Below are 10,126 nucleotides of genomic sequence, written 5' to 3'. Positions count from 1 at the left end.
AGCGGAATTTATTTCGACGTGATCCAGGATTCGTCGGATGGGTTGGCCCGGAACCTCTTCAGCCGCTCAATGTCCTCCGGCTTGATCTTCCCCTCCTCAGCGGCCGCCTCGCAGACGGCATCGAAGTTGGAGAGGGAGTGGTTGACGACATTCGCGGCGGCCAGCCGGTCCAGGCCCTTTTGGAGCCCGTAAGTGAAGATGGATGCGACGCCGAGAACCTCGGCACCCGCCTCCCGCAGCGCCTCCACAACTTCAATGCAGCTGCCGGCGGTGGAGATCAGGTCCTCCACCACAACGACCTTCTGGCCCTTCTCCAGCCTGCCCTCGATGCGGTTCTGGCGGCCGTGGTCCTTGTTGCCGGAGCGGACGTAGCCCATGGGCAGGTCCATCAGGTGGCCCACGATGGCGGCGTGGGCGATGCCGGCGGTGGACGTGCCCATCAGCACCTCCACATCCGGGTAATGGGTGCGGATCAGCTCCACCAAGCCCTTCTCCACGGCCGTGCGGACGGCGGGAGCGGTGAGGGTCAGGCGGTTGTCGCAGTAGATGGGGCTCTTGATGCCGCTGGCCCAGGTGAAGGGCTCGTCCGGCCGCAGGAACACCGCGCCGATGCTCAGCAGATCGTGGGCGATTTCACGTTCTAGGTTCATGGAAAAATCCTCCTTATCCAAATGTGCGAAGATGGTCAGTGCTTTCGGCCGACCCAGAAAGCACTTGCGGCCACAATGGCTGCAAGGTACAATAGCGCCGACTCGGTATAACCGAATGGCAGGGCTTTGATCCAGATCACTCCGAATGCCAGTACCATGAAAAAGACAGCAATGACAAGGGCAAGTTCCATCAAATCAAATTTCATGCAGACGTGCCCCCGTTCCGCTCAGCCCCAAAAGTCCTTGACCGCTCTCCGATAAGCGGACACCGGGTCCTCCGCCTGGGTGATGGGACGGCCCACCACGATGTAGTCGCAGCCGGACTTGCCCGCCTTCTCCGGGGTCATGATCCGCTTCTGGTCGCCGGCGGCACTGTCCGCGAACCGGATGCCGGGGGTGACAGTCAGGAAGTCCGCGCCGCAACGCTCCTTGACCAGAGCCGCCTCCAGAGGAGAGCAGACCACGCCGTCCAGGCCGCTGGCGGCGGCGTTCTTGGCGTAGGAGAGCACCGTCTCTGCCATGGGGGTGTCGATCAGCAGCTCGTTTTTCAGGGCGGCGGCGTCGGTGGAGGTCAGCTGGGTGACGGCAATCAGCAGGGGGCGGGTGCCGTCGGGACGAGTCAGGCCCTCCAGGGCGGCCCGCATCATCTCAGAGGTCCCGGCGGCGTGGAGGTTCACCATATCCACATCCAGTCGGGAGAGGACCGCCATGGCCCGCTTCACGGTGTTGGGGATGTCGTGGAGCTTCAGGTCCAGGAAGATCTTGTGGCCCCGGGCCTTGATGTCCCGGACCACCTGGGGGCCCTCGGCATAGAACAGCTCCATGCCGATCTTCACAAAGGGCTTCTCCCCGGCGGGGAACTGGTCCAGGAAGGAGAGGGTCTCCTCACGGGTGGGGAAGTCCAGGGCGATGATGACGTCTTTTGCGCTCATATTCAAACAGTCCTTTCTGTAAATTTCTCGGTGACAGCGTTCAGCCGTGCGCCGCGCCGGTCAGGTCCGCGATACGCTCCACGCCCAGCCTTTCGCACACGCCCGGCAGGGCTTCGATGATCTTCTTGCAGGCATAGGGGTCCCGCAGGTTGGCGGCGCCGATCTCCACGGCGCTGGCCCCCGCCAGCATCATCTCACACACGTCCTCCGCAGAGGAGACGCCGCCGCAGCCGATGATGGGCAGCTGCACCGCCTCGTACACGTCCCACACCATCCGCACCGCCACCGGGAACACCGCGGGGCCGGACAGTCCGCCGGTGCGGTTGGCGATGAGGGGCTTTTTCGTTTTCAGGTCGATCCGCATCCCCAGCAGGGTGTTGATGAGGCAGATGCCGTCGGCTCCCGCGTCAGCGCAGGCCCTTGCGATCTCCGCGATGTCCGTGACGTTGGGGGAGAGCTTCATGAAGACCCGCTTTTTCGTCACCGCCTTCACTGTCCGCGTGACTTCCGCGGCAGCCCTAGGGTCGGAGCCGAAGTTTTTCCCTCCAGCGTGGACATTGGGACAGGAGATGTTCACTTCCAGAATGGACACCTGCTCCACGTCGTTGAGCTTGGCGCAGTTCTCAGCGTACTCCTGGAGAGAGAAGCCCCCCACGTTGGCGATCACCGGCCCATGAAAGATTTTTGCAATGTTGGGTACCTCCTCCGCGATCACCGTGTCGATGCCGGGGTTCTGGAGGCCCACGGCGTTCAGCATCCCGGAGGCGGTCTCCGCGATCCGGGGCTGAGGGTTGCCCGGACGGCTCTCTGCGGTAGTGCCCTTCCAGGAGAAGCTGCCCAGAAGGTCCAGGTCGTACAGCTCTGCGTACTCCCGGCCATAGCCGAAGGTGCCGGAGGCGGGGATTACGGGATTTTTCAGCTCCACCCCTGCAAGGCGGACAGACAGGCTTACCATACGATTTCCTCCTTGTACAGAATGGGGCCGTCCTTGCACACCCGCTTGTAGCCGTTTACCGTGGGTACGGAGCAGCCCATGCAGGCGCCGAAGCCGCAGCCCATCCGGGCCTCGAAGCTGAACTGCCCGCCGGTGAGCTGGGGCAGGCCGTGGACGGCCTTCAGCATGGGGGTGGGGCCGCAGACGAAGGCGTAGCCGCACTCCGGCACATGACGGACCAGATCCGTAACAAATCCCTTTGTGCCCAGGCTGCCGTCCTCCGTGGCCACCATCAGGCGGCAGCCCAGCTTGCCGAATTCCTCCAGGTAAAAGGCGTCTCCGCCGGAGCGGAATCCCAGTCCCACTGTGGGGGCGATGCCCGCCTCCAGCATCCGCTGGGCCAGGCCGTACAGGGGCGCGATGCCGATGCCGCCGCCCAGCAGGATGGGGTGGGTCCCGCCCTTTGCCAGATCAAAGCCGTTGCCGAGACCCGACAGCACATCCAGCTCTGTGCCGGGGACGCACCGCACTAAGTCATGGGTGCCTTCGCCCACCACCCGGACCAGGAGCAGCAGGGCGTCCTTCGTCCAGTTGCAGATGGAGATAGGCCGCCGGAGGAATTTGCCGGGCAGCTGGATGTTCACGAACTGCCCCGGCGCCGTGATGGCGGAGGTGTCGCCGGACAGCACCAGCTCATAGGTGTCGGCGGTCAGCTGCCGGGCGTGTTCCATGGTAAAGAGGGATTGTTTCATAGGTAGTCCTCCTGACAGGGGGGGATGGGGGTCTTATTGATGTTGCGGGAGCTGGCGGTGTACACCAGATTCCCGTTGCAGATGGTCTTGTCCACTCCGGCGGTGACGGTCCAACCGTCAAAGGGCGTGGAACGGCCCTGGGAGAAGAAAAGGGTGCTGTCGATGGCATGGGGCCAGTTCAGATCCAGCACGGTCAGATCCGCGATCTCTCCCGCCTCGATCTTTCCGCCGGGCAGGCGGAACAGCCGCCGGGGATTGACGCACAGGGCGTTCAGCAGCGTGGCGAAAGGGACGATGCCCGGCTCCACCAGCTCCGTATACAGCACCGGGAAGGCACACTCCAACCCCACGATGCCGTTGAGGCTGCGGAGTCCCCTAGACTTCTCCTCCGCGCTGTGGGGGGCGTGGTCCGTGGCGATGCAGTCGATGGTGCCGTCCAGCAGCCCTTCGATCAAAGCATCCCGGTCCGCGGCGGAGCGGATGGGGGGATTCATCTTGAACCGGCCGTCATCCATCAGGTCCTCATCGCAGAGGATCAGGTAGTGGGGCCCGGTCTCGCAGGATACCGGCAGCCCCTCCGCCTTGGCCTTGCGGATGAGGGCCACGCTCTCCTTGGTGGAGACATGGCACACGTGGTACCGGCAGCCGGTCTCCCGCACCAGCTCCAGATCCCGCTCCACCTGTTTCCACTCGCTCTCAGGGGCGTTGCCGGGGAAGCCGTTCCGCTTCGCCCACTCCCCGTCGTGGATGCACCAGCCGGGAGTCAGCAGGGACTCGTCCTCACAGTGGGCAGTGATGGGCTTGTCCAGCTGTTTTGCGAGTTCCATGGCATCGCGCATCTGGTCGGCGGACTGGACGCCTTTCCCGTCGTCGGAGAAGCCGCAGACAAAGGGCTCCATAGCCGGCATGTCCGCCAGCTCCGCGCCTTTTTCGCCCCGGGTGATGGCCCCATAGGGATACACCCGCACCCGGCCGTCCCGGGCGATGGCGTCCAGCTCCGGCCACAGGTGCTCCAGGGAGTCCGGCACCGGATTCAGGTTGGGCATGGCGCACACCGCCGTGTAGCCTCCTGCGGCGGCCGCCGCCGTGCCGGAGGCGATGGTTTCCTTATAAGAAAATCCAGGCTCCCGAAGATGAACATGTACATCAACGAAACCTGGAACAATGACTTGATCCTGACATTCAATTACGGAAAAACCTTCCTGGGAAAGGGAGGGAGAAACGGAAACAATACGGCCTTTGGAAATGGCAACATCCACATTCTGGAAAGTTCCATCCCGGAAAACAGCCCCGCCGGTCAGCAAGAAATTCATGGGTACGCTCCTTCCTCTGCGTCTTCATTCGACATATTATCATAACGGAAAAGGAAGCAGTTGTCAACGCCTATTTTCTGGAGTTTTCCAAAAGCGGCGGCGATTGCCGCCGCCTCTGGAATCTTCCATCAGGGCCGGGGCGGACGGCAGGCCAGGCAGCCGGTATAGAGCCGGGAGACCTCAGGCCAGTCCACCAGTCGCCACCAGGCTTCGAAGTAGTCCGCCCGGCGATTCTGGTATTGGAGATAGTAGGCGTGCTCCCATACGTCGCAACACAGCAAGGGGATCAGGGGCAGCGGTGTGTCCTGGTTTGCGGTCTTTTGGACAGCCAGGTGCCCCTCGCCGTCTGCGGATAGCCAGGCCCAGCCGGAGCCGAATTGCCCCAGGGCCGCCTTGCGCATGGCCTCCTTCAAACCTGCCATGCCGCCGAAGTCCCGTACCACAGCGCCCTCCAGCGCCGTGTCCGGGGCGGAGACCGGCAGGGGGTGGAGGGTGCGGAAATACAGGTCATGATTAAAGACGCCTCCGGCGTTGTTCCGAACGCCCTGTCGCAGGCCATCCGGCAGTTCCTCCCAGTTTAGGCACAGCTTCCAAAGCGGCCAGGACTGATAGGCGGGCGTCCGCTCCAGCAGCTGGTTCAGAGCGTCCACATAGGCGGCGAAGTGCTTGTCGTGATGGAAATACAGCACTTTTTCGATCAGCTCCGGCGCCAGCGCGTCATAGCCGTAGGGCAGGGGCGGCAGGGTGAAGGGATAATGCTGTTCCATGTATTGCTCCAAGGGGATCATCCTTTCCGGCGAAGTGTCAAAGTCCGCTGTTCCCATCCTATGCAGAAAGGGAATCCCATATTTCCAAAAGGTGCTGCACAAAAACCGGGAGGGCGTTTCGCCCTCCCGGTCCGGTCTCAGCAGTGGCCGCAGGTATGGCCGCTCTCGTGGTGGCCGCAGCCGTGGTCGCCGCAGGTGTGCTCCTCACCGTGGTGATGGTCGCAGGTGGCTGCATCGGCGCTGACCAGCGTGCCTGCCAGCAGTTCTGCCACCCGGGTGTCCGCGTCGCCCTGGCAGCCGGCGTACAGCCGGATACCTGCCTCCGCCAACGCCATCTGGGCCCCACCGCCGATGCCGCCGCAGATCAGGGCATCCACCTGACGGTCCTTCAAAAAGCCAGCCAGGGCCCCGTGTCCGCTGCCATTGGTATCCACCACCTGGGAGGAGGCTACGGTGCCGTTCTCCACATCATAGAGCTTGAACTGTGCCGTGTGGCCAAAGTGCTGGAACACCTGGCCGTTTTCATAGGTAACTGCGATTTTCATGAGGACGCTTCCTTTCCGTCTTGGGAGGCACACCGGCCGCAGGGCCAGCTGAAGCCCCCGCAACATTACAGGGGACAGAGGGCGTAGCTACCCCCGCCCAACTGCAGTGGACGGCCCTCCACCAGAAAGACCGCCAGCTTCCGCCGGGCCTGGGCGTAGATCCGCTGGACTGTGGTCCGGGCCACCCCCATCTGGGCGGCGGCCTCCTCCTGGTTCAGGCCCAGGTAGTCCATCAGCCGTAGCGCCTCATACTCCTCCACCGTCAGCTCCACGGCCTCTCTGTGGGCAGGCCGTTCCGGGGAAAAGCGGCAGTGGGTCGGCATCTGGCAGACCCGGCGGCATTTGGCACTGCGCGGCATGGATGTCCCTCCCTTGTTTTGAACATATATCCATTATATACAGTTTTGAACATATGTCAAGAATAACTTTGGGAAAATCTGCGTTCCGCCTTGACAAGTCCAGGGCGGTCCCCTTATGATGGAGCCGGAGAGGGGGCGGTTCTCTTGAAAAAGAAGTGGAAGGTCCTGCTGGTGTGCGTGGTGGTTTTGACTGGAATCGCCGCCTGGTGCCTCGTCCCCCGTCCTGCGGTGGAGGAGGATTTCAAAATCCATTATGTGAGGACAGGAGAAAGGCTGACAGACATCACGGGCCAGGTAGACCTGGAGGCCCTCGGCGGCCTGCTGCGGAACGCAGACCGCCTGGGATACCACTGGGGATATGACGGCAGGGTCGAGGAGCGGTATATGCTGATCATGGGCGTAGACCGGAAAGGCCCGGTCCACATTCTTCTGGATGAGGGAACCTTCCTGGTGGACCGTGGAGACTTCCTGGGAATGTACCCGCTGGTAAACGGAGAAGAACTTCTGGAACAGGTCTGGGCGTTGCTTCCAGAACCATAACAGGGGAGGGATACGCCTGTGTCAAGAAAGTGGAAAATCCTGCTGGCGTGCGTCGTGGCAGTGACGGCAGCATGTGCTGCGGCGTGGTATCTCCTTCCCCGCCCCGCGGTAGGGGAGGACTACGAAGTCCAGTATATCAATGTGGGAGAGACGCTGGAGAATATTACCGGTCAGATAGACCAGAATACCTGTAACGCCCTCAATGACCTGCTTCGGCAAACAGAGAGAAGGGGGTACCGCAGAAATGTCTTTCCAAGGCAGCTGCGGGAGGACACGGTGCAGATCATAGGCGTCGACAGCCATGGACCCTGGTTCTTTGAGCTGGACGGCGAAGCTTGCGTACTCTGCGACGGACAAAGGGGCGGCTACCCCATTATTGACGGCGAAGGGCTGCTGAAACAGGTCTGGGCCCTGCTGCCGGAGCCGTGACAGGGGAGGGATGCGCCTGTGAAAAGAAAGTGGAGATTCCTGCTGTTGTGCGCTGCCGCCGTGGCAGCCCTGACTGGCTATTTCTTCCTGCTACCCGCCCCGGCAGTGGGAGAGGGCTTCCAGCTGCTGGAGGTCCGGCAGGACGGACGGGATTTGACGGCGTCGCTCCGGCCGGAGCAGCTGGCGGACCTGGAGGCTACAATGCGGGGGGCCTCCAGGTTCCGCTGGAAGAATCCCATTGGGGTATATCCTCTGGAAGCGGATACCGTCACGCTCCTGGGTGCCAATGGGGAATCCGTCATCCTGGTGGGCAGTCAGGGGCGCTTTGCGGTGGACGGCTATCCCCTGCACGACGGGGAGACCCTGCTGGCGGAGGTTCAGAACATCCTCGCATCCTAATTCATTTTGCTTATAGATAAGAGCAGATACAGCGGAAAGGAGCAATCAGATGGAACAGCGGGAAGCGGCCATCTGCCAATGGTTCGACATGTGGCTCACCAAGCGGGACACCGGCATCCGGGACCTTTTCGCCCCGGACGCGGTGTACATCGAGAGCTGGGGCCCGGAGTACCACGGCGCGGACAAGATCGCCTGGTGGTTCACCGAGTGGAATCGCCGGGGCACGGTGGAGCGGTGGGATATCCGCCAGTTCTTCCACAAGGGGGACCAGACGGTGGTGGAGTGGACCTTCGCCAACCGGATGGACGACGGCCGCCGGGAGGTGTTCGAGGGCATGACCCTGGTCCGCTGGACGGCAACGGGGCAGATCGCCCGTCTCCAGGAGTTCGGCTGCAACCTGGGCCGTTACGACCCCTACGCCCACGGCCCGGAGCCCCGGTTCCGGGACCAGCAGGCGGCCTGGTTCTGAAAACCCAAACAACGGCGCCCGTTCCGAAAGGAACGGGCGCCGTTGTTTGGATACCAAGAAGGGACGTCTTATTTTTGCAGCGTCTTGACCCACTGGCCGTACTTCTCCAGATTGGCGTCACAGGCGGCAGAATCCGCGCCCTGGGTCAGAATATACACCTTGATCTTGGGCTCCGTACCGGAGGGCCGCACCAGAATGGTGGTGCCGTCCGCCAGCTCGAACCGCAGCACGTTGGAGCCGGAGAGCTCCATGGCGCTCTTCGCACCGGTGGCGCAGTCCACCACGGACCCGTCGGTGTAGTCCTTCCGGGTGACGACTTTCACGCCGGAGATCTCCGCCGGGGGATTCTCCCGGAGATTCTTCATCAGCTGCGCCATATCCTTCAGACCGTCCAGGCCGGGCATCACCAGGTTGTAGGTCTTTTCGGCGTAGTGACCATACTTCTCGTATAGCTTCTCCAGGGCGTCGAACAGCGTCATGCCCTGGGCGGCGTACCAGGCGGCCATCTCCGTCAGCAGCATGGAGGCGGTGACGGCGTCCTTGTCCCGGACGTAGTCGCCCAGCATGTAGCCGTAGCTCTCCTCATAGGAGAAGATGACCTTTCCTTCGCCGGCGGCCTCCAGGGCGTTCTTCTTCTCCGCCATGAACTTGAAGCCAGTGAAGGTGTCGTAGCAGGTGACGCCGTTGGACTCAGCCACCTTCCGGGCCATCTCCGTGGTGACGATGGTCTTGAGGGCCACGGGCTCCTCCGGCATTTTGCCGGAGCGGCGCATGGCGCCGATGAGGTAGTCCAGCAGCAACACGCCGGTCTGATTTCCGGTGACGGGGCGGTACTCGCCGCTGTGGTCCCGGATCATGATGCCCACCCGGTCGCTGTCCGGGTCAGTGCCCAGGATGAAGTCCACGTCATTCTCCCGGGCCAGGTCGATGGCCAGATAGAAGCCCTCCGGGTTCTCCGGGTTGGGGGAGACCACGGTGGGGAAGTCGCCGTCGATCACCATCTGCTTGGGCTCACAGATCAGGTGCTTGATGCCCAGGGTCCGCAATGCCTCCGGCACCAGCTTGTAGCCGCAGCCGTGGAAGGGAGTGTACACCAGCTTGAAGGTGTCCGCCACCTTGGCCACGGTTTCCTTGTCGTTAATCATGGCAGTGACGTTAGCCATAAACTTTCGGTCCGTCTCCTCCCCCATGGTCTCAATGAGGCCGGCCTTCACCGCCTCGTCGAAGTCCATGCGCCGGATGCCATTGAAGACGTCGATCTGTTCCAGAGCAGCGGCGATGGCGTCGGCGTGGTGAGGGGGCAGCTGGGCGCCGTCCTCCCAGTAGACCTTGTAGCCATTGTACTCCTTCGGATTGTGGCTGGCGGTGACATTGATGCCCGCCTGGCAGCGGTACTCCCGCACGGCGAAGCTCAGCTCCGGCGTGGGGCGGAGGGACTCGAAGATCCGCACATGGATACCGTTGGCGGCGCAGACCTCCGCCGCCGCCCGGGCGAACTCCATGGAGTGGTTCCGGCAGTCCATACAGATGGCCACGCCCCGGCGCTTGCCCTCCTCGCCCTCGGCGCAGATGACCTGGGCAAAGCCCTGGGTGGCCCAGCGGATCACATGGATGTTCATGTTGTGCAGGCCCACGGCCATGATGCCCCGCAGGCCGGCGGTGCCGAACTCCAGCGGGCCGTAGAACCGGCTCTCAATCTCCTTGGGGTCATTTCGGATGCTCTCCAGCTCCGCACGCTCCGCGTCGGACAGGGCAGGACTCGCCAGCCACTTTTCATATTCCTTCATAAAATCCATGCGAGAGATACCTCCTGTTGTGTAAATTGAGAACGGAGGCGGGACATTAGTCCTGCTCCGGGATTTCCGCGGGGGTGTTCAGCAGCGCCTGGGCCTCCTCCAGTTGGGAGGCGGGGACCCAAATCTCTACTCCCTGGGAGGCGAAGCCTCCCAGCACCTTGCCCAGGGACCCGTTCTGGAAGGCGGGGATGCCGCAGCTTTCCAAAAACGACACAGTGATGTCCGCCTGGCTGTCTAGCTC

General features: G+C 62.7%; 15 protein-coding genes. 4 read left to right on the top strand and 11 right to left on the bottom strand.

The features are described from left to right. Positions 1–8 precede the first annotated feature (8 nt). The 9 genes from pyrE to QVE23_RS05405 form a co-directional block, all read right to left on the bottom strand. Positions 9–650, bottom strand: coding sequence for an orotate phosphoribosyltransferase (pyrE, locus tag QVE23_RS05445; protein ID WP_119311193.1), 642 nt, complete (start codon positions 648–650; stop codon positions 9–11). 35 nt (positions 651–685) lie between these two features. Continuing rightward, complete coding sequence (locus QVE23_RS05440) at positions 686–856, bottom strand: hypothetical protein (RefSeq protein ID WP_021748387.1); 171 nt, start codon at positions 854–856, stop codon at positions 686–688. A gap of 21 nt (positions 857–877) precedes the next feature. Continuing rightward, complete coding sequence (pyrF, locus tag QVE23_RS05435) at positions 878–1,582, bottom strand: orotidine-5'-phosphate decarboxylase (RefSeq protein ID WP_021748388.1); 705 nt, start codon at positions 1,580–1,582, stop codon at positions 878–880. Positions 1,583–1,622: 40 nt separating this feature from the next. Next, positions 1,623–2,537, bottom strand: coding sequence for a dihydroorotate dehydrogenase (locus tag QVE23_RS05430; RefSeq protein WP_287554542.1), 915 nt, complete (start codon positions 2,535–2,537; stop codon positions 1,623–1,625). After that, positions 2,531–3,268 (bottom strand): dihydroorotate dehydrogenase electron transfer subunit, encoded by a 738-nt coding sequence (locus QVE23_RS05425; protein ID WP_287826503.1) that lies wholly within the window; start codon positions 3,266–3,268, stop codon positions 2,531–2,533. The genes QVE23_RS05430 and QVE23_RS05425 overlap by 7 nt, the downstream gene beginning before the upstream one ends. Beyond that, positions 3,265–4,581, bottom strand: coding sequence for a dihydroorotase (locus tag QVE23_RS05420; protein WP_287967716.1), 1,317 nt, complete (start codon positions 4,579–4,581; stop codon positions 3,265–3,267). Before QVE23_RS05420 ends, QVE23_RS05425 begins: the two co-directional genes overlap by 4 nt. A 128-nt stretch (positions 4,582–4,709) precedes the next feature. Further along, on the bottom strand, positions 4,710–5,348 hold the full coding sequence (locus QVE23_RS05415) for a superoxide dismutase (protein WP_025544036.1): 639 nt from the start codon (positions 5,346–5,348) through the stop codon (positions 4,710–4,712). 137 nt (positions 5,349–5,485) lie between these two features. Beyond that, complete coding sequence (locus tag QVE23_RS05410) at positions 5,486–5,893, bottom strand: NifB/NifX family molybdenum-iron cluster-binding protein (RefSeq protein WP_021748393.1); 408 nt, start codon at positions 5,891–5,893, stop codon at positions 5,486–5,488. A gap of 65 nt (positions 5,894–5,958) precedes the next feature. Further along, positions 5,959–6,252, bottom strand: a complete 294-nt coding sequence (locus QVE23_RS05405; RefSeq protein WP_287967715.1) for a DUF134 domain-containing protein — start codon at positions 6,250–6,252, stop codon at positions 5,959–5,961. Between the two features lie 144 nt (positions 6,253–6,396). Between QVE23_RS05405 and QVE23_RS05400 the strand changes: the two genes are divergently transcribed. Genes QVE23_RS05400 through QVE23_RS05385 form a run of 4 tightly spaced genes read left to right on the top strand, consistent with a single transcriptional unit; the run spans position 6,397 to position 8,089 of the window. Continuing rightward, positions 6,397–6,792 carry a hypothetical protein gene (locus tag QVE23_RS05400; RefSeq protein WP_287967714.1) on the top strand — a complete coding sequence of 132 codons (396 nt, stop codon included), beginning with the start codon at positions 6,397–6,399 and terminating at the stop codon, positions 6,790–6,792. Positions 6,793–6,810: 18 nt separating this feature from the next. Further along, a complete protein-coding gene (locus QVE23_RS05395; protein ID WP_287967713.1) occupies positions 6,811–7,221 on the top strand; it encodes a hypothetical protein in 411 nt (136 codons plus the stop codon). 18 nt (positions 7,222–7,239) lie between these two features. Then, positions 7,240–7,620 (top strand): hypothetical protein, encoded by a 381-nt coding sequence (locus QVE23_RS05390; protein ID WP_287967712.1) that lies wholly within the window; start codon positions 7,240–7,242, stop codon positions 7,618–7,620. A 49-nt stretch (positions 7,621–7,669) separates the two neighbouring features. Next, complete coding sequence (locus QVE23_RS05385; RefSeq protein WP_021748399.1) at positions 7,670–8,089, top strand: nuclear transport factor 2 family protein; 420 nt, start codon at positions 7,670–7,672, stop codon at positions 8,087–8,089. A gap of 68 nt (positions 8,090–8,157) precedes the next feature. On the opposite strand, the gene QVE23_RS05380 is transcribed toward QVE23_RS05385, so the two are convergent. Further along, entirely contained in the window at positions 8,158–9,885 is a 1,728-nt protein-coding gene (locus QVE23_RS05380; protein WP_287967710.1) for a phospho-sugar mutase, read from the bottom strand. 46 nt (positions 9,886–9,931) lie between these two features. Further along, a partial coding sequence (locus tag QVE23_RS05375; RefSeq protein ID WP_287967708.1) for a putative signal transducing protein occupies positions 9,932–10,126 on the bottom strand: 195 nt, incomplete at its 5' end.

Source organism: Oscillibacter sp. KLE 1728, from assembly GCF_934833455.1.
Taxonomy (GTDB): Bacteria; Bacillota; Clostridia; order Oscillospirales; family Oscillospiraceae; genus Oscillibacter; species Oscillibacter welbionis.
Note: the sequence above shows the minus strand (reverse complement) of the source record. Positions and strands in the feature narration are given on the sequence as shown.

What these genes read in the sequence shown, in the direction of transcription:
- pyrE (WP_119311193.1), bottom strand. Translation starts at nt 650, where the DNA reads ATGAACCTAGAACGTGAAATCGCCCACGATCTGCTGAGCATCGGCGCG.
- QVE23_RS05440 (WP_021748387.1), bottom strand. Translation starts at nt 856, where the DNA reads ATGAAATTTGATTTGATGGAACTTGCCCTTGTCATTGCTGTCTTTTTC.
- pyrF (WP_021748388.1), bottom strand. Translation starts at nt 1,582, where the DNA reads ATGAGCGCAAAAGACGTCATCATCGCCCTGGACTTCCCCACCCGTGAG.
- QVE23_RS05430 (WP_287554542.1), bottom strand. Translation starts at nt 2,537, where the DNA reads ATGGTAAGCCTGTCTGTCCGCCTTGCAGGGGTGGAGCTGAAAAATCCC.
- QVE23_RS05425 (WP_287826503.1), bottom strand. Translation starts at nt 3,268, where the DNA reads ATGAAACAATCCCTCTTTACCATGGAACACGCCCGGCAGCTGACCGCC.
- QVE23_RS05420 (WP_287967716.1), bottom strand. Translation starts at nt 4,581, where the DNA reads ATGAATTTCTTGCTGACCGGCGGGGCTGTTTTCCGGGATGGAACTTTC.
- QVE23_RS05415 (WP_025544036.1), bottom strand. Translation starts at nt 5,348, where the DNA reads ATGGAACAGCATTATCCCTTCACCCTGCCGCCCCTGCCCTACGGCTAT.
- QVE23_RS05410 (WP_021748393.1), bottom strand. Translation starts at nt 5,893, where the DNA reads ATGAAAATCGCAGTTACCTATGAAAACGGCCAGGTGTTCCAGCACTTT.
- QVE23_RS05405 (WP_287967715.1), bottom strand. Translation starts at nt 6,252, where the DNA reads ATGCCGCGCAGTGCCAAATGCCGCCGGGTCTGCCAGATGCCGACCCAC.
- QVE23_RS05385 (WP_021748399.1), top strand. Translation starts at nt 7,670, where the DNA reads ATGGAACAGCGGGAAGCGGCCATCTGCCAATGGTTCGACATGTGGCTC.
- QVE23_RS05380 (WP_287967710.1), bottom strand. Translation starts at nt 9,885, where the DNA reads ATGGATTTTATGAAGGAATATGAAAAGTGGCTGGCGAGTCCTGCCCTG.